Raw genomic sequence first — 26619 nt, 5'->3', positions numbered from 1 at the left:
GCCCGCCGCCCCGCCGCGGCCCGCCCCGGTCGCCGAGCGGGTCGTGCGGGTGACCGGGCGCGCGGCGGGAGCCGGACGCTCGGCGACCGGGGCGGGCCGCGGCGGGGCGGCGGGCTCGGGCGCGGCGGCGGGCTCGCCGGGAGGTGCGACGGTCGCCCAGGAGTCGGGCATCGGCGGCTCGACCGGCGGCATGTCCTCCTCCGGCGGCTCCTCGTCGAACGGGGGCTCGTCGCCGGCGGGAGCGACTTCAGCGGCGGCGAGGGGGGCGGCGCGCACCGGCTCGGCGGCCTCGGCGGGGGCCTCCACCGGAGCGGAGGGAGCAGCCGCCTCGGCCGCAGGGGTCGGATCGGCGGGGATCGCCACCGTGGCCCAGCCGTCGGAGCCGGTCGCGGCCGGGATCGGCGCAGCCGGCGCGGGCGCGGCGGTCGCCTCGACGGCGGCGCGCTCGGCCTCCGGGGCGGCAGCGCGAGGCTCGACACGGGCGATGTACTTCACCCGCAGGCCGAGGACCTGCTGGATCGCCTGACGCAGGTACTCGCTGACTCCGGGCTGCCCGGCGGTTCCCGGCATCTTGAACGACTCGACGTCGTTCTGGCTCGGGAACGAGAGGGTCAGCACGTCGTCCTTGAGGGCGCGCACCTGGGCGGTGTAGGCCACCAGCCAGGCGGTCATCTTCGCCTTCTGCACGACCTCGAGGATCTCGGGCCAGGTGTCCTTCATCCGCTGGAGGGTGACCGCGCCGTCGGCGGGTGCGTCGCCCGCGGCCGCAGCGGGTGCGGAGGCAGCGGGCGCCGAGGCTGGGGCCGCCTCAGGGGACGCAGCGGCCTGATCCGACGGCTCCTGCTCGTCCGGCTCCGGACGAGCCGCCGCGGCGGTCGTCGCGCGGGGGCGTCCTGACTCGGCCGGCGCGGACTCGTCCGCCTCCGGCGCGGCCGCCGTCTCGTCAGGCCCCTTCACCGGCGGCGCAGCGACCGGTTCGGACGCCGTCACCGGCGCCTCGGTGCGCGGAGCGGCCGCGATGGACTCGGGCACCGAGCCGGGAGCGGCGGCGTGCGAGGCGTGGTGGGGCTCGGGCGCACGGGACGGCTCGGACGCGCGCGACGCCTCGGACGACCGCGGGGCGGGCGCCGCGGTCTCGCGCGGCGGGGCCACGTGCCGCGGGCGCTCCTCCTGGGCAGCAGCGGGCGCGATGCCGGCGCCGGTGCCGTGCACCAGGGTGCGGGCGATCATCAGCTCGAGGTGCAGGCGCGGCGAGGTCGCACCGGTCATCTCGGTGAGGGCCTCGTTGACCACGTCGGCGATGCGCGAGAGCTCGGCCAGGCCGAGCGCGCGCGACTGGCCGGCCATGCGGTCGAGCTCGTCCTGCGAGACGCCGCGGAGCACGGCCGAGGCCGCTCCCCCGGTCGCCGCGACGACGATCAGGTCGCGGAGCTTCTCGAGCAGGTCCTCGACGAAGCGGCGCGGGTCCTGCCCCGTCTGGATGACGCGGTCGACCGCTCCGAACGCCTCGGCGGAGTCGTGCTCGGCGAGCGCGTCGACCACCTCGTCGAGCAGGGCGCCGTGGGTGTAGCCGAGGAGGGCGACGGCCCGCTCGTACTCGACGGTCTCGGCCTCGGAGCCGGCCATCAGCTGGTCGAGCAGGGAGAGCGTGTCGCGGACGGACCCGCCGCCCGCGCGGACCACGAGCGGCAGCACGCCGGCCGCCACGTGCACGCCCTCGCGCTCGCAGAGCTCCTGCGTGTAGTCGAGCATCTGCGCCGGCGGGACGAGCCGGAACGGGTAGTGGTGCGTGCGCGAGCGGATCGTGCCGATGACCTTGTCCGGCTCCGTGGTCGCGAAGATGAACTTCACGTGCTCCGGCGGCTCCTCCACGATCTTGAGCAGCGCGTTGAAGCCCTGCGGCGTGACCATGTGCGCCTCGTCGAGGATGAAGATCTTGAAGCGGTCGCGCGCCGGGGCGAAGATGGCGCGCTCGCGCAGATCGCGCGCGTCGTCGACTCCGTTGTGGCTCGCCGCGTCGATCTCGACCACGTCGAGCGAGCCCTGGCCCTCGCGGCTGAGCTCGACGCAGCTGTCGCAGACGCCGCAGGGGGTGTCGGTCGGGCCCGTCGCGCAGTTGAGGCAGCGGGCGAGGATGCGCGCCGAGGTGGTCTTGCCGCAGCCGCGGGGGCCGCTGAAGAGGTAGGCGTGGTTGACGCGGTTGGTGCGGAGCGCCGTCATGAGCGGATCCGTCACCTGGGACTGGCCGATCATCTCGGCGAACGTCTCGGGCCGGTACCGGCGATACAGGGCTGCTACCACCCGACAAGAGTAGCCGCGACCTCCGACACCGGAGCCGGGACGGCGGACCTCCGAGCGCGCGTAGCCTCGGTCCCGTGCTCCCGCCGCCTCCGCTCCCCCGCTTCGACGCGGTCGTGCTCGCCGGCGGACGCGCCTCCCGCCTCGGCGGCGCGGTCAAGCCGCTCCTCCGGCACCGCGAGTCGACGCTCCTCGGCACCGCCCTCGCAGCCGTGCGCGGAGCCGAGCGGAGGGTCGTGGCCGGACCGTCGTCGCTCGCACAGGCCGTCGACGGCGCCGAGCTCGTCCAGGAGGATCCGCCGTTCGGCGGCCCGGTCGCGGGCCTGGCCGCCGCGCTGCCCCTGCTCGACCGCCCGGGCGCTCCGGACTGGGTCGTCGTTCTCGCCGCCGATCTCGTCGCCCCCGCTCCCGCCGTGCACACGCTGCTCGAGGTCGCGTCGAACGCCGTCGAGGCCTCCCTCCTGGCCGTCGACGCGAGCGGCCGAGCCCAGCAGCTCCTCGGCGTGCACCGGCGAGCGGCCCTCGTCGAAGCGCTCACCGCGCTCGGCGATCCCGACGGCGCCTCGGTGCGCGCCCTCCTCCGGGACCTTCCCCCGCGGCTCGTGACGGTGCCCGGAGGGACGACCGATGACGTCGACGCGCCCGCCGACGCGCTCCGGCACGGGATCGACCTGCCGGGCCCGCGCGGCGCAGACTGAGCGGATGGACGACACGACCGGCCCCCGCCCCTCCGCCTCCGACGGCGCCCGCCCCACGGAGGAGGTGCTCGCCGGCTGGTGGGCCGAGCTGTGCTCCGCGCTCGGCCTCGGCGAGGTCCCGGTGGCCCCGGACGCCCTGCTCGCCCTCGCCGGTCGCGCGGCGCACGGAGTGGTCCGGCCGGCGGCTCCGCTGACCACGTTCCTCGCGGGCTACGCGGCGGGCCTGGCCGGGGGCGGCCGGGACGCGCTCGACGCGGCGCTCACGGCCTCGCACCGGGCGGTGGACGAGCGTACGCACGCCTCCTGAGACGCTACTCCACCGGCCTCGATCCGGCACCAGGCCGACGCCGTACGGTTCCCCCGAGTCCCGGTGCCGCGGCTCGGACCGAGAGCGGCGCAGGACTCCCGCGGCCGACTGCGCCGCGGTCGTCCATCTGAAGGAGCCCCGCATGTCAGGCAACAGAGCCGTCGCCTACAAGTCCCCCGGAGTCGTCGAGGTCATCGACATCGACTACCCCACCTTCGAGCTGAAGGACGGACCCGGCGTCAATCCGGCGAACATCGGGCGGAAGCTGCCGCACGGCGCCATCCTCCGCACCGTCTCCACCAACATCTGCGGCTCGGACCAGCACATGGTCCGCGGCCGCACCACCGCCCCGTCGGACCTCGTGCTCGGCCACGAGATCACCGGCGAGGTCGTGGAGGTCGGCCCCGACGTCGAGTTCGTCAAGGTCGGCGACATCGTGTCCGTGCCGTTCAACATCGCCTGCGGCCGCTGCCGCAACTGCAAGGAGCGCAAGACCGGCATCTGCCTCAACGTGAATCCGGACCGCCCGGGCAGCGCGTACGGCTACGTCGACATGGGCGGCTGGGTCGGCGGGCAGGCCGAGTACGTGATGGTCCCCTACGCCGACTGGAACCTCCTGGTGTTCCCGGACCGCGATCAGGCGCTCGAGAAGATCCTCGATCTGACGATGCTCTCGGACATCTTCCCGACGGGCTTCCACGGCGCGGTGACCGCCGGGGTCGGCGTCGGCTCCACGGTCTACGTCGCAGGAGCGGGACCGGTCGGACTCGCCGCGGCGGTCGGAGCGCAGCTGCTCGGAGCGGCCGTCGTGATCGTCGCGGACCTCAACGAGGAGCGTCTGGCGCAGGCGCGCTCCTTCGGCTGCGAGACGGTCGACGTCTCGAAGGGCGATCCGGCCGGCCAGATCGAGCAGATCCTCGGCGTGCCCGAGGTCGACTGCGGAGTGGACGCCGTCGGCTTCGAGGCGCACGGCAACGGCGCCGACTCGGGGAAGGAGGCGCCGGCGACGGTGCTGAACTCGCTGATGTCGATCACCGCGGCGGGCGGCGCCCTCGGCATCCCGGGCCTCTACGTCACGGGCGACCCGGGCGGAGTCGACGAGGCGGCCCAGGAGGGCTCGCTGTCGATCCGCCTCGGGCTCGGCTGGGCGAAGTCGCTGTCCTTCACCACGGGCCAGTGCCCTGTCATGAAGTACAACCGGCAGCTGATGATGGCGATCCTGCACGACCGCGTCCACATCGCCGACGCGGTCCAGGCCACCGCGATCAGCCTGGACGACGCTCCCCGCGGCTACGCCGACTTCGACAAGGGCGCCGCGAAGAAGTTCGTGCTGAACCCGAACGGCTACCTGGGATGACCGACGGGGCGGGTCCTGCCCAGGGCCCGCCCCGAGCCCCGGGAGAATGGACGGGATGAGCGCGCACGGGCACGAGGCGACCGACTGGGACGAGGCCAGGCGGATCGTCGGCGAAGCGGTGGCGCGCTCCGGCGTCTCGACCGTCCCCCTCCTCGACGCCCGCGGAGCCGTCCTCGACCGCGCCGTCACCGCCGCCCGGCCGCTCCCCCACTACGACTCCTCGGCCATGGACGGCTGGGCCGTGCGCGGACCCGGGCCCTGGCCGCTCGAGGACGGCACCGCCGCGCCGATCGTCACCGGAGCCGCCGTGCCCGACTGGAGCGACGCGGTGCTGCCGTCCGAGCAGGGCGCGATCCGCGACGACCTGCTCACGGCGCGGGCGCCCCTCCCGCCCGGCCGCCACGTCCGGCGCGCGGGCGACGAGGCCGCCCGCGGAGCCGTGCTGGTCGATGCCCGGACCCGCCTCACTCCCGCGCACCTCGCCCTGCTCGCGGTCGCCGGGATCGACGCGCTCGACGTCCGCCCGCCCGCCGCGGTCGACCTGCTCCTCACGGGGGACGAGGTCGACACCGAGGGGATGCCGCCCGCCGGACGGGTGCGCGACGCGTTCACGCCGCTGCTGCCCGCGCTGGTCGAGCTCTCGGGCGGAGCCGTGGGAGAGGTCGTGCGCCGCGGCGACGACGAGGAGGCGATCGCACGGACGCTGCTGGCGGGCACGGCGCCGATCCTCCTCACGACGGGCGGGACCGGGCGCTCCCGGGTGGACGCGGTCCGTCGCGCTTTCGATGCGGTGGGCGCGCGCGTCCTCGTCGACGGCGTCGGAATGCGCCCCGGCCACCCGACCATGGCTGCGCTGCTGCCGGGAGGGACGCTGGTGATCGCGCTGCCGGGCAACCCGCTCGCCGCCCTGCTCGCGGCGGTATCCTTCCTGCCGCCGGCCCTCGACGCGGCGTCCGGCGCCGCTGCACGGCCCCTCGGCCGGGGCGTCCTCGCCGAGCCGCTCGGGCGCGCGGGGACCACGGTGCTCGTGCCCGTCTCCTCCGGCGAGGACGGCTGGCGGGCCTCCGCCGGCATCCGCTCGCACATGCTCACCGGTCTCGCCGCCTCGGAGGCCGTGGCCGTCGTGCCCGCACCGGGAGCGGCAGCGGGCGACTCGGTGCGCCTGCTGCCGCTGCCCTGGTGAGGCCTACGCCGCCGGTTCGAGGCGGATCACGACCGACTTCGAGGTCGGCGTGTTGCTGATCTTCGCGGTCGAGTCCAGCGGCACGAGGACGTTCGTCTCGGGGTAGTAGGCGGCCGCGCAGCCGCGGGGCGTGTCGTACGCCACGACGCGGAACGCCTCCGCCCGCCGCTCGACGCCGTCGGGCCACTCCGAGACCAGGTCGACCATCGCGCCGTCCGCGAAGCCCAGCTCGGCGACGTCGTCGGCGTGGACGAACACCACCCGGCGGCCGTCGTGGATCCCGCGGTAGCGGTCGTCCTTGCCGTAGATCGTGGTGTTGAACTGGTCGTGCGAGCGCAGCGTCTGCAGCAGCAGCCTGCCCTCCGGAACCCGCGGGTACTCGAGCGGATTCGCGGTGAAGCGGGCCAGACCGGAGGGCGTGTCGAAGCGGCGCGCGTCGCGCGGCGGGTGCGGGAGGACGAAGCCGCCGGGCACGTCGATCCGGGCCTCGAAGCCGTCGAAACCGGGGACGACGTTGGCGATGTGCGAGCGGATGCGGCGGTAGTCGTCGCGCAGTCCCGCCCAGTCGACCCGGGGGACGTTCTCGCGGCCCTCGAGCAGCCGCTCCGCGATCCCCGTGAGGATCGCCACCTCCGAGCGCAGGCCCGGGCTCGGCGGGCGCAGGCGGCCCCGGGAGGCGTGCACGGCGCTCATCGAGTCCTCGACCGTGACCCGCTGCTCGCCCGAGCGCTGCACGTCGGAGTCGGTGCGGCCGAGGGTGGGCAGGATCAGCGCGCGCCGGCCGGTGACCACGTGCGAGCGGTTGAGCTTGGTCGAGACGTGGACGGTGAGGGCGAGCGAGCGCATCGCCGCCTCCGTCACTCCGCTGTCGGGCGTCGCCCGGGCGAAGTTGCCGCCGAGCCCCATGAACACGCGGGCCTTCCCGTCGCGCATCGCCCGGATCGCGGCGACCGTGTCCGTCCCGTGCACGCGCGGGGAGGAGAAGGAGAACTCGCGGTCGAGCGCGTCGTGGAAGGAGTCCGGCATCCGCTCGAAGATGCCCATCGTGCGGTCGCCCTGCACGTTCGAGTGGCCGCGCACCGGGCAGACGCCCGCGCCGGGCTTGCCGATGTTGCCGGTGAGCAGGAGCACGTTGACGACGTCCTTGAGCGTCGCGACCGAGTGCGCGTGCTGGGTGAGGCCCATCGCCCAGCAGACGACGGTGCCCTCGGACGCCGCGATCAGCTCGGCGACGGTACGGATGCGCGTCTCGTCGATCCCGCTCGCCCGCTCGATCTCGTCCCACTGGACCTCCCGCAGCCCGTGGAGGTACTCGGAGAGGCCGCCGGTGCTCTCGCGGATGAAGGCGTGGTCGAAGACGTCGCCGCGCGCCTCCTCCGCCTCGAGCAGCGCCTTGCCCAGACCCTGGAACAGGGCCTGGTCGCCGCCCAGCCGGACCTGGAGGAAGTGGTCGGCGAGGGCCGTGCCGTCGCCCAGGGTGCCGCGGACGGTCTGCGGGTTCTGGAAGCGGAGCAGCCCCGCCTCCGGCAGTGGATTCACGGCCACGATGGTGCCGCCGGCGCGCTTGGCGCGCTCCAGCGCGGTCAGCATCCGCGGGTGGTTCGTTCCGGGGTTCTGGCCGGCGACGATGATCAGCGGTGCCCGCTCCACGTCGCGCAGGCTCACCGAGCCCTTGCCGATCCCGATCGTCTCGGTGAGGGCGGATCCGCTGGACTCGTGGCACATGTTCGAGCAGTCGGGCAGGTTGTTCGTGCCGAAGCCGCGGACCATCAGCTGGTAGACGAAGGCCGATTCGTTCGAGGTCCGGCCGGACGTGTAGAAGATCGCCTCGTCGGGGCTCGCGCAGGCGCGCAGCTCCTCGGCCACGAGGTCGAGCGCCTCGTCCCAGCCCACGGGCCGGTAGTGCGTCGCGCCCTCCTCGAGCAGCATCGGCTCCGTGAGTCGGCCCTGCTGACCGAGCGCGAAGTCGTCCCACTCCTCCAGCTCCGCGACGGGGTGCGCGGCGAAGAAGGCCGATGTGACGGTGCGGAGCGTGGCCTCCTCGGCGACCGCCTTCGCTCCGTTCTCGCAGAACTCGGCGACGTGGCGCTTGTCGCCCTCCGGCCAGGCGCAGCCCGGGCAGTCGAATCCGGTCTTCTGGTTCACCCGCAGGAGCGTCTCGGCGCTGCGCACCGGGCCCATCTGCTTGAGCGAGATCTCGAGGGCGTGGGCGACGCCGGGGATCCCGACGGCGCGTCTCTTCGGCGATCGGACGGAGAGGCGGCTCTCGTCGATCGGACTCTCGCGGGGCTCGGCGTCATCGACCATTCCTGCATCGTACGTCCGCACCCCGGCATCGCTCCCGGTTCCCGGTGGGAGGATGACCTCCACCGCCTGAGGAGACCCATGAGCCGCAGTGTCGCCCGCACCCGCCTGACCGCCGTCCGCGCCGACGATCCGCCCCGCCGCCGCGAGGACGTCCTGGCCGTCGAGGAGCCGCTCGAGATCCGCGTCGGCGGACGGCGCTTCAGCGTGACCATGCGCACACCCGGCGACGACTTCGACCTGGTCGCGGGATTCCTGGTGTCCGAGGGGGTGCTCACCGAGTCGGAGCAGCTGGCGGCGATGCGCTACTGCGCGAGCGGCTCCGGGCCGGGCGAGAACACGTACAACGTGGTCGACGCGAGCGTCCGCGGCGGGCGGGAGGCCGTGCTGCTCGAGCGCGAGCGGTCGGTGTACACGACGAGCTCGTGCGGAGTGTGCGGGCTCGCGTCGCTCGAGGCGGTCGCCACCGACTCGGCGTGGAGCGTCGCGGAGGACGACCTGCGGGTCGAGCGGGAGCTGCTGGTCTCGCTCCCCGATCGGCTCCGCGAGGCGCAGGCGGTGTTCGAGCGGACGGGCGGCGTCCACGCGGCCGGGCTGTTCGACGCGGACGGCTCGCTGCTGGTGCTCCGAGAGGATGTCGGGCGCCACAACGCCGTGGACAAGGTGGTCGGCTGGGGGCTCCGGGAGGGGCGGCTGCCGTTGCGGGGGACGCTGCTGCAGGTGTCGGGGCGCGCCTCGTTCGAGCTGGTGCAGAAGGCCGTGATGGCCGGCATCCCCCTGCTCGCCGCGGTCGGTGCCCCGTCGTCGCTGGCGGTGGACCTGGCTCGCGACTCCGGCCTCACCCTGATCGGCTTCAGCCGCGGCTCCGGCTTCAACCTCTACGCGGGCGACGCGCGCCTGCTGGCCTGAGCCGGGGCTCCTCAGCCGGCTCCTGCGGATGGAGCAGCCTGCACAGCGGGCGCATCGAGATCCCCCTCGTACTCGGTGGCTCTCGCCACGCCGCGTCCCGCGGCTACTCGACCAGCAAGAGGGCCCGAGTATCCGGCAGAGGGCCGCGACCCGGAATCGCGCTGCCAGCGATTCAGGGCAGCCCGACGCTCCACGCTCTGCGGAACGCAGCCCCTGAGAGGCCGACCGCGGTCGTGCAGCGGGTCACCGCTGCACGACGAGCGAGCACCGCCGCGTGCGAGCGATTCAGGGCAGCCCGACAGGAGCCGCTCCACGGGAGCCGCCACCCCCGGAAGCCGACCGCGAGTCGTGTCGCGGCTCCGCCGCTACACGACCGACAAGCTCTGCCGGGCGATCTCCAGCTCCTCGTTCGTGGGGATGACGAGGACGGCGACGCGGGAGTCGTCGGTGGAGATGCGGCGGGCGCCGCGGTCGGAGGACGTGTTGCGCTCGGGGTCGAGCTCGATGCCCAGGCCCTCGAGGCCGCGGAGGGCGCCGGCTCGGACGGCGGCGACGTTCTCGCCGACTCCGGCCGTGAACACCACGGCGTCGACGCGGCCCAGCTGGGCGTAGAAGGCCCCGATGTAGTGGCGGAGGCGGTGGTAGTAGACCTCGAGCCCGGCGCGGGCCTGCTCGTCGCCGGCCTCGGCCGCCTCCTGGACGTCGCGCATGTCGCCGCGACCCGTGAGGCCGAGGAGGCCGCTTCGGCGGTTGAGGAGGGTGTCGAGCTCGTCGATCGAGAGGCCCGCCTTGCGGGCCAGGTGGAAGACGACGGCCGGGTCGAGGTCGCCGGAGCGGGTGCCCATCACCAGACCCTCGAGCGGGGTCATGCCCATCGAGGTCTCGACGGAGACGCCGCCGTCGACGGCGCAGGCGGACGCTCCGTTGCCCAGGTGCAGGACGATCGTCTTCAGGTCGGAGCGGCGGCGGCCGAGGTAGGCGGCGGCGGCCTCCGAGACGAACTTGTGCGAGGTGCCGTGGAAGCCGTAGCGGCGGACGCGGTGCTTCTCGGCGAGCTCGGCGGGCAGCGCGTAGGTCGACGCCTCGGCCGGGATCGTGTGGTGGAAGGCGGTGTCGAAGACGGCGACGTGCGGGACGTCCGGGAAGGCGTTCTGCGCCGCCTCGATGCCCTCGAGGTTGGCGGGGTTGTGCAGCGGGGCGAGGTCGGCGAGGTCCTCGATGTTGATCTTGACCAGGTCGGTGACGACGGTGGGCTCGAAGAAGCGCTTGCCGCCGTGCACGACGCGGTGGCCCACGGCGACGGGAGGGAACTCGTCGAGGCTCGGGCCGTGCTCGCCGAACGCGCGGATCATCGCGTCGAAGCCGGCGGTGTGGTCGGGGATCGGCCCCTCGATCTCGAACGACTCCCCGTCGCGGGTGTGCTTCGTGCGGCCGGTGTCCTCGCCGATCCGCTCGACGAGGCCGCTGGCGAGCGTCTCCTCGGTGGTCATCTCGATGAGCTGGTACTTGAACGACGACGATCCGCTGTTGACGACGAGGACGACGGACATGAGGGGACTCCTGGGGTGATCGGGGTCGGGAGGGGCGGCGGCGGGGTCGCCGCTAGCGCACCACGGGGATGGCGGCGGTGGGCGGGACGATGGCCTGGGTGGCGGCCTGGATGGCCGTGATCGCGACGGTGTTGACGATGTCCTGCACGAGCGCGCCGCGCGAGAGGTCGTTGACCGGCTTGCGCAGGCCCTGGAGGACCGGTCCGATGGCGACGGCGCCGGCCGAGCGCTGCACGGCCTTGTAGGTGTTGTTGCCCGTGTTGAGGTCGGGGAAGATGAACACCGTCGCGCGCCCGGCGACCTGGGAGCCGGGCATCTTCGAGGCCGCGACCGCCGCATCGGCCGCCGCATCGTACTGGATCGGGCCCTCGACGAGCAGGTCGGGCCGGCGCTCGCGCACCAGAGCCGTGGCTGCGCGGACCTTCTCGACGTCGGCGCCTGCTCCGCTCTCGCCCGTGGAGTAGGAGAGCATCGCGATGCGGGGATCGATGCCGAACTGCTGGGCGGTCTCGGCGGACGAGATCGCGATGTCGGCGAGCTGCGCCTCGGTGGGGTCGGGGTTCACCGCGCAGTCGCCGTAGACCAGCACGCGGTCGGCGAGCGCCATCAGGAACACGCTCGAGACGACCGAGACGCCCGGGCTCGTCTTGATGATCTCGAAGCCGGGGCGGATGGTGTGCGCCGTCGTGTGCGCGGCTCCCGAGACCATCCCGTCGGCCAGGCCGAGCTGCACCATCATCGTGCCGAAGTAGGAGACGTCCGTGACCGTGTCGTAGGCGTGGTCGTAGGTGATGCCCTTGTGCGCGCGGATGCGGGCGTACTCCTCGGCGAAGCGCGCGCGGTGCTCCGGGTCGAGGGTGCTCAGCACGCGGGCGCCGTCGAGGTCGAGGCCGAGGCCCGCCGCACGGGCGCGGATCTCGGCCTCCTCGCCGAGGATCGTGAGCCGGGCGATGCCACGCTTGAGCACGGTCGCGGCGGCACGGAGGATCCGGTCGTCGCCGCCCTCGGGCAGGACGATGTGGCGGTCGGCGATGCGCGCCCGCTCGATCAGCCCGTACTCGAACATCAGCGGCGTGACGACCTCGGACCGGCCGACGTCGAGCAGGGTGAGCAGCTCGACCGCGTCGACCGCCTCCTGGAAGAGGGCGAGGGAGGTGTCGCGCTTGCGCGGGGAGTCGGCCGCCAGGCGGCCGCGGGCCGCGGTGACGCGGACGGCGGTGTCGTAGGTGCCGAGCTCGGTCATCACGATCGGCACGCGGCTGTCGACGCCCTCGATCAGCCGGACGATCGGCTCCGGCAGCTCGAAGCCGCCGTTGAGGATGATGCCGGTGACAGTGGGGAACGTGCCGGAGGCGTACGCCATGATCACGGCGAGGACGACCTCGGGCCGGTCGCCGGGGACGATCACGACGCCGCCCTCGGTGAGCCGCGGCAGGACGTTCACCATGGACATGCCGGCGATCACCACGCCGAGCGCCTCCCGGCCGAGCAGCTCCGGATCGCCCGCGACGACGACGCCGTCGACCGCCTCGACCAGGCGGGACAGGCTCGGAGCGACGAGGAACGGATCCTCGCGGATCGCCCAGACCGGGACGGTGGCGGGGATGCTCTCGCGGATCGCGGCGACGGCATCGGCGGCGGTGTCGGGATCGGCGCGGTTCGCGATCACTCCGATGAGGCTCGCGTGGGCCGTGCGGAGCTCGACCGAGGCGAGCTCCGTGATCTGGCGCATCTCCTCCGGCGTGCGCGCGGGCGCCTGGCCCAGCTGCTCGCTGCGGGACGAGTCACGGCCGGTGAGGACGAGCAGGACCGGAGCGCCGAGGTTGGCGGCGATGCGGGCGTTGTAGCCGAGCTCGGTGGGGCTGCCGACGTCCGTGTAGTCGGAGCCGAGGATGACGACGGCGTCGCACCGGGCCTCGACGCCCTTGTACCGCTCGACGATCCGCGAGAGCGCCGCCTCGCCGTCGGCGTGGACGTCCTCGTAGGTGACGCCGATGCAGTCCTCGTAGGCGAGGCCCGAGTCGGAGTGGCCGAGCAGCATCTCGAGCACGTAGTCCGGCTCGGAGGTGGAGCGGGCGATCGGGCGGAAGACGCCGACCCGCTGCACCTGGCTGCTGAGCGCATCGAGGACGCCGAGGGCGACCGTGGACTTGCCCGAATGACCTTCGGCGGACGAGATGTAGATGCTCTGAACCATCGGATCCAGCCTACCGAGGGGGTCCCTCCGCCTCGCTGAGTAGAGGCCAGGGATGGGAGGGCGTGCATGGCGCGCGGCTGTGGAGGAGCGTCCGCAGTCGATAGGGCCTCGTAGCGGCTGTGCGGCGGTCCATCGGCGGAGCAGGCGGGCCGGTTAACGGAAAAAGACCCCCCGCGCACCCGCCAGAGCCCGGTTACCCTTGCTGCGTTTCCGCCCTGGGGGAGTTGGCCTGGATGGCGCCACGCGGGGAGCCGGGTGACAGTCTAACCGACGACGGCGGCCGAGGAGAGCGGGGCGTGTCGGGGTCGTGGTCAGCGGGAGCCTCCGACACCGGCTAGTATCGATGAGTCGCGGCTCAGGTCGTGCCAGGAGGATTCGCCTAGTGGCCTATGGCGCACGCTTGGAAAGCGTGTTGGGTGAAAGCCCTCGGGGGTTCGAATCCCCCATCCTCCGCGAACGGTGTCCGTTGCTCTCGCCAGCACGGGCACCGTTTTGTTTAACCGGTGCGGGCGATCGTCGGAGCCCGGTCGACCGGTGGAGGCGTCGATCGGAGCGGCCCACTCACGCAGCGACGGGTTCGCCCTGCCGAGGCACACCCGGCTGCAGCCGACGACGTCGCGCCGAGCAGGCGCCGCCGATCGTTCGGCGCGCGCCGGGCGTGCGGGATCAGCCGTAGAGGTGGTTCGTCCGCGCGCAGGAGTCGGAGCAGAAAGCGCCACGGCGGGCGACGAGCGGGGCCGAGCAGGCGGCGCAGACGGGGCGGAAGAAGAGTTCGGCTATGGATCGCGACATGGTCCGACCGTAGGTGCCGGTCCCGGATCGTGCCCGTCGCCATCCGTATTACGACAACGCGGACGACAGGGCGGCGATACGGACCCTCCGGCGACGCCGGCCGTCAGTCGGCGATGCGCTCGAGCCATTCGTCGAGCAGGAGCCGCTCCCCCGCGCTGAGGGGCTCGATCTGCGGCAGCGCCGTCCGCAGGGCGACGGCGTGCGCGACGACCGCACGGGCGGCGGGATCGGTGGGGCCCGCCTCCGCCGTGGTGATCGCCGCGAGGACGGACTCGCGCGAGCGGGACGAGAGCTCGTCGTCGGGGTCGGCGAGGGCGGTCAGCGTGAGCGTGCAGCCGAGCGCGGCCGACTGGAGCAGGCGGGAGGCACGCTCGACGTCGACGGTGAGGCGGCCGGCTTCGGCGACAGCCCGGACCGCGTCGAGGAGGACGCCGCGGGACAGGCGCGCCGCCTCCGACTCCTCCCCCGGCCGCGCGGTGAACATCAGCGCGTAGAGGTGCGGTTCGGCGAGTCCGAAGGCGACGTGGTGATCCCAGGCGGCACGGAGCGCGTCGACCGGGTCGGCCGGCGCCTCGCTCCGCTCGAAGTCGGCGAGGGCCGTGGCGAATCCGGCTGCCGCGGCCGAGTCGAGCAGCCCGCGCAGGTCGCCGAACGTCCGGTAGATCGTGGGGGCCTGGACCCCCGCCGCCGCGCTGATCGCCCGCGTCGACACCGCGTCCCGCCCGCCGTCCGCCAGCAGCTCGACCGTCGCTCGGAGGATCCGCTCCCGCGTCGTCCCGCTCTCACTCATGCTACCGACGCTAACACGTTCCCGTTAGCGCCTCGTCTCCCGGACCGGCCCGGGCCGCCTCAGCGCCGTCGGGCGGTCCCGAAGATCCCGCGGACCACCTCGCGCAGCAGGGTCCTGCCGGCGCTCGAGCCCAGCACCTCCTCGACGACCGTCTTGTCGCGGCGGGCGGTGCGGGTCCCGCGGGAGGTCGGTGCCGTGCGCCGTCGGGAGCGCTCGGCGGCCTGGTCGGCGGCGCGCTCGGCGGCGGCCCGCTCCTTCGCGCGGCGGGCGGCGTCCGCGGTCTCCTCCTTGGCGCGACGCGCGTCCTCCTTGGCGCGGCGGGCGTCGTCGGCGGCCTGCTGCTCGGCGGCGGCGCGGGCCTCCTCGGCGTCGGCGGCGGCGTCGAGCCGGCGGGTGAGGATCTCGCGGGCGGAGTCGCGGTCGAGGGGCGTGCCGTAGCGCGCGAGGAGCGGGGACCTCTGGACGCTCGCCTCGCGGTCGGCCTCGGGGGTGGGCTTCATCGAGCCGAGCGGGGCGCGGAGACGCGTCCAGGCGACCGGGGTCGGGGCGCCGCGCTCGTTCATGACCGTCACGATCGCCTCGCCGATGGGGAGCGCCTGGAGGACCTCACCGAGGTCGTAGTCGCTCTCGGGGTAGGTCGAGACGGTGGCGCGGAGGGCCTTGGCATCGTCCGGCGTGTGCGCGCGGAGCTGGTGCTGCACGCGGGAGCCGAGCTGGGCGAGGACGTCGCCGGGCACGTCCTTCGGGGTCTGCGTGACGAAGACGATGCCGACGCCCTTGGAGCGGATGAGGCGCACGGTCTGGGTGATCGCGGCGAGGAAGTCCTTCGACGCGTCGCGGAAGAGCAGGTGCGCCTCGTCGAAGAAGAACACCAGCTTCGGCTTGTCGAGGTCGCCGACCTCCGGCAGGTCGTTGAAGAGGTCGGCGAGCAGCCACATCAGGAAGGTGGAGAACAGAGCCGATCGGTCGGCGACTCCGGGGACCTCGAGGAGGCTGACGACGCCGCGACCGTCGGCGGCGAGGCGGAGGAACTCGGCCGTGTCGATCTCGGGCTCGCCGAAGAACACGTCGGCGCCCTGGTCGGCGAACGCGATCAGCTCGCGGAGGATCACGCCGGCGGTCGCCTTGGACAGCCCGCCGAGCTCGGCGAGCTCCGCCTTGCCCTCGTCGCCGACGAGGTAGGTGAGCACGGCGCGGAGGTCGGACAGGTCGACGAGCGGGAGACCGGCGCTCTCGGCGTAGTGGAAGACGAGGCCGAGGCTCGACTCCTGCGTGTGGTTGAGGCCGAGCACCTTCGCGAGCAGCAGCGCGCCGAAGCCGGTCACGGTGGCGCGGACGGGGACGCCGGTGCCGATGCCGCCGAGCGCGAAGTACTCGGCGGGGGCCGCCTCCGGCCGCCAGTCCTGGCCGATGCCGCGGGTGCGGGCGAGCAGCGCGTCGGTCGCGGTGCCCGGAGTGGCGAGGCCGGAGAGGTCGCCCTTGATGTCCGCGGCGAAGACGGGGACGCCGTGGGCCGAGAGCTGCTCGGCGAGGACCTGCAGCGTCTTGGTCTTGCCGGTGCCGGTCGCGCCGACGACGAGGCCGTGCCGGTTGAGCATGCCGAGCGGGATGCGGACGGGCACGTCGATCCGCGCGTCGCCGTTGACGAGGGCGCCGAGGGGGTGGGCGGAGCATCTGCATCCGGAACGATCGGACCGGAAGCGACGGCGTCCGGAGCGTCGGCGTCCTGGGCAACGGGAGCAGCGGACTGCTCCGCTCCGCTCTCCGACGCCGCCACCAGCCGCACGTCGTCCGCGACGGCCTCCGCCTCCTCCGGGCCGGCCGCCGCGTTCAGCGCCGCGGCCGCCGCCTCCGCTCGAGCCAGGGCCTCGGCGGCCTCCGCCTGCAGTCGGCGGGCGGCCTCCAGGGCCGCGCGCGCCTCGTCCCTCGCCGAGGCGAGCCCGTCGTCGTCACTCATGGGCTCAGCCTAGGTCGGCGGCGCCGGTCAGTCCTCGCGGACGTGCCAGGACTGTCCGTACCCGCCGTCGGCCTCGGGGCGGGCCATCAGCTCGAGGAACGGGTCGGCGCTGAATGCCTCCGGCCCGAGCACTCCGGCGCCGGTCCACACGCCGGTCGCGAGGAGCTCGAGCGCGACCACCGGGTTGAGCGCCGTCTGCCAGACCACGCACTGGGTGCCGTACTCGGCCATCGTCCACTCGTTGTCGCTCACGTGGTAGAGGTACACCTCGCGGCGGGCGCCGTCCTTCGTGCCCGAGACGAAGAGGCCGGCGCAGGTCCTGCCGGTCATCCGCGGGCCGATGCCGGCGGGGTCGGGCAGGGCGGCGGCGACGACGTCGCGCGGCGAGACCTCGACAGGACCGCCGGCCGAGCGGACCCGCAGGGGCTCGGTGCTGTCGAGGCCGAGGAGGTGGAGGGTGCGCAGGACGCCGATGAACTGCTCGCCGAGGCCGTACTTGAAGGTGACCTTCTTCGCGTCGAGCCAGCGCGGCATCAGCAGCACCTCCTCGTGCTCGACGTTCACGCACTCGACCGGGCCGATGCCCTCGGGGAACTCGAACACCTCCGGCTCCGAGAAGGGGGCGGTGGTGTACCAGCCGCGGTCGCGCTCGAACACCACCGGCGGGTTCAGGCACTCCTCGATCGTGGTCCAGATGGAGAAGGACGGAGCGAAGATCTCGCGGCCGTCCGCGTCGTGCACGACGAGGTTCGCGCCGTCGCGCACTCCGAGCTCGTCGATCTCGTCGAAGAGGTGGTCGGAGGCGTAGCGGGCGAAGACGTCGGAGAGTCCCGGCTCCACGCCCATGCCCACCAGGGCGAGGCGGCCGCGGGAGGACCACTCCTCCGCCGCGGCGAACTGCTCGTCGCCGAGCTTGAGCCCCGTCAGCTCGTGGGGCCGCTCGGGGTGCGGGAGCGAGAGGCTCATCGCCATGTCGAGGTAGTCGGCCTCGGCGGCGAGCGCTCCGGCGAAGATCGTCGGGACGAAGCGCGGCTCGACGGCGTTCATCACGTGGGTCGCCCCGTGCGCGCGGGCGACGGTCTCGACGTTCTCGGCGTCGGAGGCGTCGATCCGCGCGGCGACGAAGCGGTCGTCGGCACCGTGCCGCTCCGCGATCCAGGCGACCGTGCGCTCGGCGCGAGCGAGGTCGTAGTCGCAGACGATGATCTGCTCGAAGAAGGAGCGGCGCGCGGCGATCTTCGCGAAGGCGTCGCCGACGCCGCCGGCGCCGACCAGGAGGATTCTCATGGGGACACCGTAGCGACGGATCGCGTCGTCCACCATGCCGAGCACCGACGGAATCGGAGCGGAGTGCGCCTTTAGGCCACCGGATCCGTCACAGGGCGGCCCGCTCCCCCCGCTCGAGCAGGCGGAGGAAGCCGGAGAGGTGCCCGAGGCCGGTCAGCGAGGTCGGGAGCGAGGCGGCGAGCGCCGGCGAGTGCACCAGGTACGCCGCCCACTTCGCGCGCGAGACCGCGACGTTCAGGCGGTTGGGCAGGAGGAGGAACTCCATCCCGCGCGGAACGTCGGCCCCGGAGGACGCGGCGAGCGACACGATGGCGACCACCGCCTCCCTGCCCTGGAAGAGGTCGACCGTGCCGACCGGCGTCTCCTCGAGGCCCGCGGCGTCGAGGGCGGTGCGGAGGAGCCCGCCCTGGGCGTTGTAGGGCGCGACGACGATGACGTCGGCCGCGGTCAGCGTCCGCTCGCCGTGCTCGTCGGTCCAGGCGCGGCCGACGAGGGAGAGGGCGATCTCGACGACGCGCCTCGCCTCGTCCGGCGAAGAGGTGGTGTCGCCCGCGTGCTCGACCGGGACGGAGTGCACGCCGGGCTCGACCCCCTCGAGGTGGCGCACCTGCGGCGCCCGCGACCGCAGCGCGCCCTCGTAGGACAGCTCGGAGACGGCGTCGGAGAGCGCCGGGTGCATCCGGTGGGTCTGCGCGAGGAAGTAGCCGTACTCGGGCGGGAGGACGTCGTGCCCGTCGGCGAGCCAGCCGAGCGCCGACTCGTCGACCGGCTCCGGGTGCGCGCCCTGGCTCACCTGGGGCAGCTGCTGCGGATCGCCGAGCAGGAGCAGCCGCTGGGCGGAGACGGCCGACGCGATCGTCGGGGCGAGCGAGAACTGCCCGGCCTCGTCGACCACCAGGAGGTCGAGCGAGCGGCGCGGCACGGTGACCGGGTTCGCGAAGGTCCAGGCGGTGCCGCCGATGACGCAGCCGCCGCCCTCCTCGAGGACCGCGGTGAGTGCCGCCGCGTTCTTCACCGGCGCCCAGGGCGTCGCCTCGAGCGCCTCGGGCGGCGTGCCGTTCTTGGGCACCTTCGCCACGCGGGAGGGATCGACGCCGCGGCCGACGACGGCGCTCAGCACGTTCTCGACCACCGAGTGCGACTGGCCGACCACGCCGATGCGCCAGCCGTGCTCGTTCACCAGCCGTGCGATCACGTGGGAGCCGACGTAGGTCTTGCCGGTGCCGGGCGGACCCTGCACGGCGAGGGTCGCCCGCTCGAGTCCGAGCAGAGTGGTGACGACCGCGCCGATCACGTCGTCGCCCTGCACCGGAGCGACGGCTCCCGGCGGCACGCGGCGGAGGACGTCGAGCGCCGGGTCGGCCAGCATCGCGGGCAGCGCGTCGAGGACCTCGCCGCCCCACTCCGCGATCGCCTCGGGCTGGGGCGCGGCGCGCGGCGGCGGCGCGGGGGCGAGGGCGACCGGAGCGTCGTCGTGCGGATCCTCCCCCGCCTTCAGGCCCTCCTTGAGGAGCAGGACGATCCGCTCGCCGTCGTCGTCGACCGCGAGGATCTCGGAGCGCTCGGAGGCGCCGCGCAGACCGGGACCGGGCGAGGGTGCGCCAGGGGGCGCCGGGGCCTCGTAGACCAGGTACGGCGACGAGCCGGTGCCGAGCCGGCTGCCGGGAGCGAGCCGGCCGAGGATCCGCAGCTCGCGCGACTGCGTGCGGGCGCGCGGGAGCTTCGCCCAGTCGCGGACGACCTCGACCCGGTCGATCATCACGACGTCGCGGGTGTCCGCCCACTCGTCCAGCGGCTGCCGGAGGCGGTCGAAGTGCTCCTGCCAGAAGGTCTTGGCCTCGCGGCGGTGGTAGTCGATCGCCGCGCCGGCGAGGGCGAGCGCGGTCTGGTCGGCGGTGCGCTCCCGCGGCTCGATCCCCTCGACCTGCGCCAGCAGGGCGACCGCGACCGGGTGCGGCTCGCGGGGCACGGGGATCTCGACCTCGAGCAGCGGCGGCAGCTCCTCGCGCGGCGGAGCGAGCTCCAGGAGCCAGTCGCGCAGGCGGAGCGTGGAGCGGCAGTCGTAGGCGTTGTACTCGGCGACGAGGTCGAGCCCGCGCTGCCCCTCGACAGGATCGGCCCTCTGTGCGGCGCGCGCCTCCACGTACATCTCGATGCTGTCGGCGGCGTTCGTGACGCCGGACGCGTCCCGCTCCTCCTCGCCCATGTAGAGCGGCTCCAGCTTCTTGAGCGAGTAGCTGCGCGAGCCCACGCGGAGCGCCCGCCGCACCACCGGGTACAGGTCGACCAGGACGCCGTCGCGCAGGAGCGCGTCGACCTCCTCCTCGCCGACCCCGTGGCGGAGCGCGAGCGAGAGCAGGTGGCTGCGCTCGTAGGAGGCGTAGTGGTAGACGTGCATCCGGGGGTGCTCGGCCCTGCGCGCCCGCAGGAGCGCGAGGAAGTCGAGGAGCGCCCGGCGCTCGGCCGCGAGGTCGTGCGCCCAGAGCGCGGTGAAGCGCTCCTGGTCGTCGACCATGCCGAAGAGGTAGTCGAGGCCCCACTCGCGGTTGTCCTCGGTGTAGAGCGGGTCGCCCTCGAAGTCGAAGAAGAGGTCCCCCGGGTCGGGGGCGGGCAGCCCGGCGAGCACGGAGGCGTCGATCACCTCGACGGCCGGCACCGGCGAGGACTCCGACCGCAGCTGCAGCCGCGCCTGGGCGCGCAGGCCCTCGAGCGTGCCCGCGCTCAGCCCGGGGACGGGGCCGTCGTGCTCGGCGAGGGCGTCGATGGTGAGCACGCCGGCCGCCCCGAGCTTCGACCGCTGGTCGAGCCGCATCCCGGCGACGAGGATCGGATCGCGGTGCGCCTGGACCTCGGGCGCGCAGACGGAGCAGCGTCCGCAGGAGGGGTAGCGCGGATCGCCCCACTCCAGCGGCTTGTCGGCGGCGAGGCGCTCGTCGAGCACGGCGCGGAGCCGGGCGCGCTGCACCCGCTGGACCGGGGCGACGACGGCCAGCTCGTGGCTGGTGACGGAGCCGTCACCGAGCACGAGGTGCACCTGCTCCCCCACGCGGATGCCGCGCGCCTGCATCTGCTCGGCGTAGGCGGCGAGCTGCAGCAGCGCCGGGATCTTCGCGTGCCGGGCGAGCTTGGTGTCGTAGACCTCGTAGGCGCCGTCGGCGGTGCGGAGGAGGAAGTCCGAGAAGCCCAGGAACTCGCCGTCGAAGAAGGTGGCCTGGTAGAGCACGTCGACCCCGGCGCGCATCGCCTCGACGGCCGCCTCGGCCGCCGCGGGGTAGCCGGCGGGCTCGGGGCGCTCGAACTCGAGCACCTCGTGCGTGCGCTTCAGCTCGGCGAGGAAGCGGTGCTCGTGCTCGTCGCCGAGTACCGCGGTGCGCTCGAGCATCCCGTCCCTCTCGGCCTCGAGGCGCGGCGCGCGGCCCAGCAGGGCGTCGAACCGGCGGAGGACCGCCCACTCGCAGGCCGCCCAGTTCGACAGGTCGGTGGGGCTCGTGACCACGCGGCCGGACTCCAGGTACACGCGACTCCTTCCGCGACCACCGGGCGGCGATCGGCTCCAGGCTAGGGCGCCCCTCCGACACTCGTGCGGCCGCGGCCACCACCCGCGCCGCTCCGGCTCCGCGTGGCAGGCTGGGCCGATGACCCGCGCTCGCTTCGAGATCATCCCGGCCGACGACATCGGCGAGCGCGCCGCACGGGCGTTCCCGGACCCCTCCGCGGTGACGCTGACCGTGACCAGCCTGCCGAAGCACGGGACCGGGCGGACCGTGGACTGCGCGGTCGCGCTGGCCGGGCGCGGGTTCCGCGTGGTGCCCCACCTGGCGGCGCGGAACGTCGAGGGCCGCGCCGCACTCGAGCGGGTCCTCGGGCGGATGGGCGAGGCGGGGATCGACGAGGCGTTCGTGATCTCGGGCGACGCGTCCTCGGCGGCCGGCACCTACTCCACGAGCCTCGAGCTCATCCGCGACGCCCGGGAGATCTCACCCGGGCTGGCCCTGGACATCGCAGGCTATCCCGAGGGCCACCCGCACCTCTCCGACGAGAGCATCGAGCGGCACCTGCGCGAGCGCGCTCCGTTCATCCGCTCGATCGTCACGCAGATGTGCTTCGACGTCGACGCGGTGGTCCGCTACGCCGACCGGCTCCGCGAGACGGGGATCACGGCCGATCTGTGGGCGGGGGTGCCGGGGCCGGTCGAGCGCTCGCGGCTGCTGACGCTGGGCGCGCGGATCGGAGTGGGCTCCTCGCTCGGCTTCCTGAAGCGGAGCACCTCGGTGGCCGGCGGGCTCCTCCGCGGACGCCGCTTCGACCCGTCCGCGTTCGTCGCGCGCCTGGAAGCGGCGGCGGGCGACCGCCTCGCGGGCCTGCACGTCTACACCTTCAACGAGCTCGACTCCCTCGCCGCCTTCGGCTGATCGGCGAGCCTCCGCGCTCCTCGGGCGCCGATCCTCGGGGCCTCGAAGCCCTCGCAGGGAGCGCTATGCCGGTCAGGTGGTGCGGCGGATCCAGATCGGCGGGTGCGGGAGCTCGGCCTCGGTGCGCAGGCGGCCGGCGAGCGGAGCCCAGACCACGAGCGCCACGCCGATCCCGAGCAGCAGGCCGCCGACGGTGTCGCTCAGCCAGTGGGCGCCGAGGTAGGTGCGGCTCGCCATCATCGCCACGGTGTAGAGGAAGCCCGCGATCCAGACCCACAGCAGCGGGAACACCAGGGCCAGCACCATCGCCGTCGTCGCCGCGTTGGCGGTATGGCCGGACGGGAAGGAGCCGTAGTCGCTGGTGACGAGCATGTCGGCCGGGCGGGCGCGTCCCACCAGCTCCTTGACGAGCTGGGTGGCGCCCACGCTGACCAGCGCGGCGATCGCGTAGTAGAGCGCCGCCCACCGCCTGCGGAACACCAGCAGCACGGCGACGATGCCGAGCGGGATGAGCGTCGTGCCGACGAGCCCCGCTCCGACCGTGTTCATGACGAGGGCCGGGATGTCCCAGACCGGCGAGCGGTGCTCGACGATCTCGTCCATCCACTCCACGTCGAAGCGGAAGGCCGAGGTGGGGCGGAAGGCGATCAGCACGGCGAGCAGCACCGTGAGCAGGATCGCGAGCGACGCGGAGATCAGCGGCCAGCGGCGGGAGACCCGGTGGGCCGCCTCCTTCGTCAGCAGCCGGGCGGCGACGTCGTCGGACGGCACCTGCTCGCGCATCCGCGCACGCTGGACGGCGTCGGGGCGCGCGATTCCGGGCTCGGTCGACAGGCGGTCGTCGCGGTGATCCATCCGGACATGATGCCGTCACCCGGCGTTCCCCCGCTGGGGGTTGCGGGGCGGCTCGGCCGACGGTTCGGAAGCCCGGCGTCCGTGCGCCGGGTTCGTGGCACGGTTCGACCGGCCGTGCGGATGCCCGGCCTTCCCCCGCGGGGGTCTCGCGGCGCGGCTCAGCCGGCCGCGCGGGCCAGGCGGGCGGCGCGGAGGGCGTCGAGCCGGGTCGGCTCGGAGGAGCGCGCGAGGAGCCGCGCGGCGACGGCGCTCACGCGGGAGTCGTCCGAGGCGGAGGCCCGCTCGAGGGCGGCGGCCGCGTCGGGACCGGTGATCGAGCCGAGCGCCATCACGGCCGAGACCGCGAGCGCGGAGTCGTCGCTGCCGGCGGCCCCGTCCAGCGCGTCGACGGCAGGACGCGCGTCGTCGCCCAGGTAGCCGAGCGCGGCGGCGGCGTGACGCCGGACCGGCGCGGACCCCTCGCGGAGAGCCTGCTCCAGACCGGGGACGGCCGCGGCGCCGAAGGAGGCGAGGACGTCGGTGAGCACGTTTTGCGCCTCCGCGTCGTCGTCGCCGAGCAGGCCGAGCAGGACCGGCAGGGCGCGCTCGTCGCCGAGGCGGCCCAGCGCGAAGCGGGCCTTCGCGGCGACGGCGGGCTCGGAGTCGGCGGCCAGCGGGGCGATGTCGTCGAGCGTCGCCGGGTCGAGGATCTTGCTGAGCACGTGCAGCGCCTGCGTGCGCACCCGGGGCTCGCGGCCGAGCGCCTCGCGGGCGACGGGGACGGCGGCGGAGCCGAGGCGGCCGAGCGACCAGGTGAGCACGTCGCGGACGAAGAAGTCGGGCTCCTCCCACAGGTGCGCGGCGAGGGGCTCGGCGGTGGCGGGCTCGGCGAGCTCGCCCAGGGTCATCGCCGCGCGGAGGCGGACGTCGCGGTCGGGGTCGGAGAGCTCGGCGAGCAGGGCGGAGGAGTCGCGGGAGGACATGGGAGGGGACTGTAGCAGCGGCGCTCGGGAGCGGATCCAGCGAGGGCCGGAACGCCCGGGAGGAGCCGCAGGAGCGGGGCGTGCCGGACCGCCGGGACCCGGAGCCGAGCGCTCAGTCCTGCAGCGCCGGGACGCTCCTCGGCCGGACGATCAGCCAGAGCGCCAGGATCGACACGGTCGCCGTCGACATCATCACCACGGCCATCGGCACGGCCGAGCCGGCGCCGAAGACCCCCGAGATCGGCGACAGCAGTCCGGCGGTGCCGAAGTTCACCGCTCCGAGCAGCGACGCGGCCGTCCCCGCCTCCCGGCCGTGGTTGACCAGGCCGAGGACCTGCACGCACGGGAAGCTGAAGCCGCAGGACGCGATGAAGAACCACAGCGGGACGAGCGTGCCCCAGAGCCCCAGCCCGAGCACGTCGAAGAAGGCGATCAGGCCGGCGGAGGTGAACAGCGTCAGCGTCGTGATCGCGAGGATCCACTGCGGCCCGATCCTCCGGCTGAGGTAGGAGGACGCCTGCACGCCGAGGACGACGCCGAGCGAGTTCACGGCGAAGAGCAGCCCGTACTGCTGCGCGTCGAATCCGTAGAGGCCCTGGAACAGGAACGAGGAGCTGGAGAGGTAGGTGAACAGGCCGGCGAAGGTCATGCCCCCGATCACCGCCACTCCGAGGAACACGCGGTCGCTGAGGACGGCCCGGTAGCGCTGCACGAGCGAGCGGTGCTCGCGCTCGTGGCGGGCGGCGCGGGGCCGGGTCTCGACGACGAGCAGGCCGACGGCCGCGACGACCAGCACGCCGTAGGCGGCGAGGAAGACGAAGATCCCGCGCCAGTCCATGATCAGCAGCAGCTGGGAGCCGATGACCGGCGCGAGCACGGGCGCGAGGCCCGACACCAGGGCGAGCCGGGACAGCATGCGCACCAGCGGGCGTCCGCCGAAGAGGTCGCGGACCATCGCCATCGCGACCACGCCGCCCGCCGCCGCGCCGGCTCCCATCAGGAAGCGGAAGACGCCGAGGGTGACGATCTCGGGGGCGAGCGCCGCGCCGACGCAGGCCAGCACGTGCAGAGAGGTGGCCAGGAGGATCGGCAGGCGCCGGCCGACCGCGTCGCTCCAGGGGCCCACGACCAGCTGGCCGAGTGCGAAGCCGAGGGTCGTGCCGGTGAGGGTCAGCTGGACCGCCGCCTCCGACACGTTCAGCTCGCTCTGCAGCGCGGGGAACGCCGGCAGGTAGAGGTCGATCGTGAACGGCCCGAGGGCGGTCAGCGAGCCGAGGACGATCACGTAGACGAGGCGCTGGCGGGCCGTCAGGGCGTCGCCCGGGTGGCGGTGCACCGGGAGGGAGGCGGTCGGAGTCGAGGCGGGAGTGGACACGGAGTGCCTTCCTGCGCAGGGCGCAGCGGTATGGGAGGGAGGGGGTCGGCCGGTGTCGTCCTCGGCGCGGGAGCGGACCTCGTCGGCTCCACGCCGCTCGGTCGAATCAATTCGATCACGTGTCGGACAGCGGCGCCACCCCTCGGCCCGCCGAGGAATCAGACCGGGTGGAGCGGAGTGCCGAGCGGGTCGGCGAGCAGGCGCTCGAAGGCGAGCTCGGCGGCGCCCAGCATGAGCAGATCGGCGCCGAGCTCGGTCCGCACGATGCGCACGGAGTCGAGCGCGACCCGGAAGGGGCCGCCGCGGCCCAGGCGCTCCTCCAGGAACCCCGGCGCGACTCCGATCAGCGCCCCGAGGAAGCCGCCCAGCACCACGAGCTGCGGGTTGAACACGTTGATCACGTTGCGCAGGGCGACCGCGAGGTGCCCGAGCTGGCGCTCGACCTCGGCGCGGACGGCCGGGTCCTCGGCGGCGGCGAGCGCCTCCTCCAGCCGCTCGCTCTCGTCGAGGCCGAGCACGGTGAGCAGCTCGGCGCGGCCGACCTCGGTCTCGAGGCAGCCGACGGCGCCGCAGTGGCAGTCGATGCCCGCGCTGTTGACGAGGGTGTGGCCGATCTCCCCCGCGTAGCCGTCGATGCCGTGCAGAGGCGCGCCGCCGACGATGACGCCGGCGCCCACTCCGCTCGCGCCGCCGTTGAGGTAGACGAGGTGCGAGACGTCGCGGCCGGCGCCGAGGACGCTCTCGGCGAGTGCACCGAGGTTGGCGTCGTTCGCCGAGAGGACGGGCAGGCCGGTCGCGTCGGCGAGCATGCGGGAGAAGGGCTCGTCGTCCCAGCCGAGGTGCGGGCCGACCCGGACGAGGCCGTCGGCGTCGCGGACGAGGCCGGGCACCGCGACGCCGATGCCGACCGTCCGCGTCTCCTCGGGCAGCTCGGCGAGCAGCTCGGCGACCGCCTCGGCCGCCAGACGGGCGGCGGCCTCGGCGGTGGGGACGGAGGCGGAGCGGCGGATGCGGCGGCGGACGACGGCGTCGACGCCGACCACGGCGACCGTGACGGCGTCGATCTCGGGGTTCACGGCGAGCGCGACGACTCCGGGATCGGCCTCGACGACGGGGCTCGGCCGGCCGACCTGGTTCGGCGTGGCTGGCTCGCGCTCGCGCACGATGCCGAGCTCCACCAGCTCGCCGACCAGCGCCGCGATCGTGGAGCGGTTGAGGCCGGTCAGGCGGGTCAGCTGCGAGCGGGAGCGGGGGCCGCCGCGGTGCACGAGGCGGAGGATCGCTGAGAGGTTGTGCCGCCTGACGCGGTCGAGGTTGTTGCCGCGCGTCGCGTGGTCGGGCATCCGCGGTCTCCTCTGCTTGCGGGGGTCAGCCTAGCCGGGGGCG

19 protein-coding genes, 1 tRNA gene and 1 other RNA gene are annotated in these 26619 nt (G+C 74.0%); 7 read left to right on the top strand and 14 right to left on the bottom strand.

From position 1 onward, the window contains the following. On the bottom strand, positions 1–2301 hold a 2301-nt coding region (locus C5C25_RS15580; protein WP_104251123.1), incomplete at its 3' end, for a DNA polymerase III subunit gamma and tau. A gap of 74 nt (positions 2302–2375) precedes the next feature. On the opposite strand from C5C25_RS15580, the gene C5C25_RS15575 reads away from it, so the two are divergent. The 4 genes from C5C25_RS15575 to C5C25_RS15560 all read left to right on the top strand — a co-directional run bounded on the left by C5C25_RS15575 (position 2376) and on the right by C5C25_RS15560 (position 5843). Continuing rightward, entirely contained in the window at positions 2376–2996 is a 621-nt protein-coding gene (locus tag C5C25_RS15575) for a molybdenum cofactor guanylyltransferase (RefSeq protein WP_258068763.1), read from the top strand. Between the two features lie 4 nt (positions 2997–3000). After that, on the top strand, positions 3001–3303 hold the full coding sequence (locus tag C5C25_RS15570) for a DUF6457 domain-containing protein (RefSeq protein WP_104251120.1): 303 nt from the start codon (positions 3001–3003) through the stop codon (positions 3301–3303). Positions 3304–3445: 142 nt separating this feature from the next. Beyond that, the gene (gene fdhA, locus C5C25_RS15565) at positions 3446–4660 is read left to right on the top strand and encodes a formaldehyde dehydrogenase, glutathione-independent (RefSeq protein ID WP_104225123.1); all 1215 of its coding nucleotides are present in this window, start codon (positions 3446–3448) and stop codon (positions 4658–4660) included. A 55-nt stretch (positions 4661–4715) separates the two neighbouring features. After that, a complete protein-coding gene (locus C5C25_RS15560; RefSeq protein WP_181133715.1) occupies positions 4716–5843 on the top strand; it encodes a molybdopterin molybdotransferase MoeA in 1128 nt (375 codons plus the stop codon). A gap of 3 nt (positions 5844–5846) precedes the next feature. Here the strand turns inward: C5C25_RS15560 and C5C25_RS15555 are convergent, their stop codons facing one another. Next, on the bottom strand, positions 5847–8150 hold the full coding sequence (locus C5C25_RS15555) for an FdhF/YdeP family oxidoreductase (RefSeq protein ID WP_104251118.1): 2304 nt from the start codon (positions 8148–8150) through the stop codon (positions 5847–5849). A gap of 78 nt (positions 8151–8228) precedes the next feature. Between C5C25_RS15555 and fdhD the strand changes: the two genes are divergently transcribed. Continuing rightward, complete coding sequence (gene fdhD, locus C5C25_RS15550; protein WP_104251117.1) at positions 8229–9056, top strand: formate dehydrogenase accessory sulfurtransferase FdhD; 828 nt, start codon at positions 8229–8231, stop codon at positions 9054–9056. 365 nt (positions 9057–9421) lie between these two features. Here the strand turns inward: fdhD and C5C25_RS15545 are convergent, their stop codons facing one another. From C5C25_RS15545 to ffs, 3 genes are all read right to left on the bottom strand, one after another. Further along, positions 9422–10606, bottom strand: coding sequence for an acetate/propionate family kinase (locus C5C25_RS15545; protein WP_104251116.1), 1185 nt, complete (start codon positions 10604–10606; stop codon positions 9422–9424). Between the two features lie 52 nt (positions 10607–10658). Next, on the bottom strand, positions 10659–12803 hold the full coding sequence (gene pta / locus C5C25_RS15540) for a phosphate acetyltransferase (RefSeq protein ID WP_104227473.1): 2145 nt from the start codon (positions 12801–12803) through the stop codon (positions 10659–10661). Positions 12804–12962: 159 nt separating this feature from the next. Next, positions 12963–13059: signal recognition particle sRNA small type (gene ffs / locus C5C25_RS15535), an RNA gene on the bottom strand. 112 nt (positions 13060–13171) lie between these two features. Between ffs and C5C25_RS15530 the strand changes: the two genes are divergently transcribed. After that, positions 13172–13256 (top strand) — tRNA-Ser (locus C5C25_RS15530). 213 nt (positions 13257–13469) lie between these two features. Here the strand turns inward: C5C25_RS15530 and C5C25_RS16905 are convergent. The 5 genes from C5C25_RS16905 to C5C25_RS15510 form a co-directional block, all read right to left on the bottom strand. Next, positions 13470–13595 (bottom strand): hypothetical protein, encoded by a 126-nt coding sequence (locus C5C25_RS16905; RefSeq protein ID WP_258060618.1) that lies wholly within the window; start codon positions 13593–13595, stop codon positions 13470–13472. A gap of 103 nt (positions 13596–13698) precedes the next feature. Continuing rightward, entirely contained in the window at positions 13699–14385 is a 687-nt protein-coding gene (locus C5C25_RS15525) for a TetR/AcrR family transcriptional regulator (RefSeq protein WP_104227474.1), read from the bottom strand. Between the two features lie 59 nt (positions 14386–14444). Continuing rightward, complete coding sequence (locus C5C25_RS15520; protein ID WP_374955576.1) at positions 14445–16007, bottom strand: helicase HerA-like domain-containing protein; 1563 nt, start codon at positions 16005–16007, stop codon at positions 14445–14447. Positions 16008–16369: 362 nt separating this feature from the next. Continuing rightward, positions 16370–17629: a saccharopine dehydrogenase family protein gene (locus C5C25_RS15515; protein WP_104251121.1), complete on the bottom strand. Its 1260-nt coding sequence runs from the start codon at positions 17627–17629 to the stop codon at positions 16370–16372. An 88-nt stretch (positions 17630–17717) separates the two neighbouring features. Continuing rightward, positions 17718–21146, bottom strand: coding sequence for a bifunctional RecB family nuclease/DEAD/DEAH box helicase (locus C5C25_RS15510; RefSeq protein WP_104251115.1), 3429 nt, complete (start codon positions 21144–21146; stop codon positions 17718–17720). Between the two features lie 118 nt (positions 21147–21264). On the opposite strand from C5C25_RS15510, the gene C5C25_RS15505 reads away from it, so the two are divergent. After that, positions 21265–22041: a methylenetetrahydrofolate reductase gene (locus C5C25_RS15505; RefSeq protein WP_104225135.1), complete on the top strand. Its 777-nt coding sequence runs from the start codon at positions 21265–21267 to the stop codon at positions 22039–22041. 72 nt (positions 22042–22113) lie between these two features. Here C5C25_RS15505 and C5C25_RS15500 read toward each other — a convergent pair whose 3' ends face one another. From C5C25_RS15500 to C5C25_RS15485, 4 genes are all read right to left on the bottom strand, one after another. Further along, the gene (locus tag C5C25_RS15500) at positions 22114–22896 is read right to left on the bottom strand and encodes a phosphatase PAP2 family protein (protein ID WP_244229597.1); all 783 of its coding nucleotides are present in this window, start codon (positions 22894–22896) and stop codon (positions 22114–22116) included. A gap of 158 nt (positions 22897–23054) precedes the next feature. Next, complete coding sequence (locus tag C5C25_RS15495) at positions 23055–23858, bottom strand: HEAT repeat domain-containing protein (protein WP_104234526.1); 804 nt, start codon at positions 23856–23858, stop codon at positions 23055–23057. A gap of 112 nt (positions 23859–23970) precedes the next feature. Beyond that, a complete protein-coding gene (locus C5C25_RS15490; RefSeq protein ID WP_104251114.1) occupies positions 23971–25233 on the bottom strand; it encodes a multidrug effflux MFS transporter in 1263 nt (420 codons plus the stop codon). A gap of 158 nt (positions 25234–25391) precedes the next feature. Beyond that, positions 25392–26576 carry an ROK family transcriptional regulator gene (locus tag C5C25_RS15485; RefSeq protein WP_104251113.1) on the bottom strand — a complete coding sequence of 395 codons (1185 nt, stop codon included), beginning with the start codon at positions 26574–26576 and terminating at the stop codon, positions 25392–25394. Positions 26577–26619: the final 43 nt, after the last annotated feature.

Origin of the sequence: Rathayibacter sp. AY2B9 (genome assembly GCF_002931595.1) — a bacterium.
Classification (GTDB): Bacteria; Actinomycetota; Actinomycetes; order Actinomycetales; family Microbacteriaceae; genus Rathayibacter.
The sequence above is the reverse complement of the archived record's forward strand: the minus strand, read 5'-3'. Positions and strand labels throughout refer to the sequence as shown.

Bases quoted from the DNA above. Each gene is read 5' to 3' on its own strand.
- C5C25_RS15560 (WP_181133715.1), top strand. From the start codon at position 4,716: ATGAGCGCGCACGGGCACGAGGCGACCGACTGGGACGAGGCCAGGCGG.
- C5C25_RS15515 (WP_104251121.1), bottom strand. From the start codon at position 17,629: ATGAGAATCCTCCTGGTCGGCGCCGGCGGCGTCGGCGACGCCTTCGCG.
- C5C25_RS15495 (WP_104234526.1), bottom strand. From the start codon at position 23,858: ATGTCCTCCCGCGACTCCTCCGCCCTGCTCGCCGAGCTCTCCGACCCC.
- pta (WP_104227473.1), bottom strand. From the start codon at position 12,803: ATGGTTCAGAGCATCTACATCTCGTCCGCCGAAGGTCATTCGGGCAAG.
- C5C25_RS15500 (WP_244229597.1), bottom strand. From the start codon at position 22,896: ATGGATCACCGCGACGACCGCCTGTCGACCGAGCCCGGAATCGCGCGC.
- C5C25_RS15545 (WP_104251116.1), bottom strand. From the start codon at position 10,606: ATGTCCGTCGTCCTCGTCGTCAACAGCGGATCGTCGTCGTTCAAGTAC.
- fdhA (WP_104225123.1), top strand. From the start codon at position 3,446: ATGTCAGGCAACAGAGCCGTCGCCTACAAGTCCCCCGGAGTCGTCGAG.
- C5C25_RS15505 (WP_104225135.1), top strand. From the start codon at position 21,265: ATGACCCGCGCTCGCTTCGAGATCATCCCGGCCGACGACATCGGCGAG.
- C5C25_RS16905 (WP_258060618.1), bottom strand. From the start codon at position 13,595: ATGTCGCGATCCATAGCCGAACTCTTCTTCCGCCCCGTCTGCGCCGCC.
- fdhD (WP_104251117.1), top strand. From the start codon at position 8,229: ATGAGCCGCAGTGTCGCCCGCACCCGCCTGACCGCCGTCCGCGCCGAC.
- C5C25_RS15485 (WP_104251113.1), bottom strand. From the start codon at position 26,576: ATGCCCGACCACGCGACGCGCGGCAACAACCTCGACCGCGTCAGGCGG.
- C5C25_RS15555 (WP_104251118.1), bottom strand. From the start codon at position 8,150: ATGGTCGATGACGCCGAGCCCCGCGAGAGTCCGATCGACGAGAGCCGC.
- C5C25_RS15525 (WP_104227474.1), bottom strand. From the start codon at position 14,385: ATGAGTGAGAGCGGGACGACGCGGGAGCGGATCCTCCGAGCGACGGTC.
- C5C25_RS15570 (WP_104251120.1), top strand. From the start codon at position 3,001: ATGGACGACACGACCGGCCCCCGCCCCTCCGCCTCCGACGGCGCCCGC.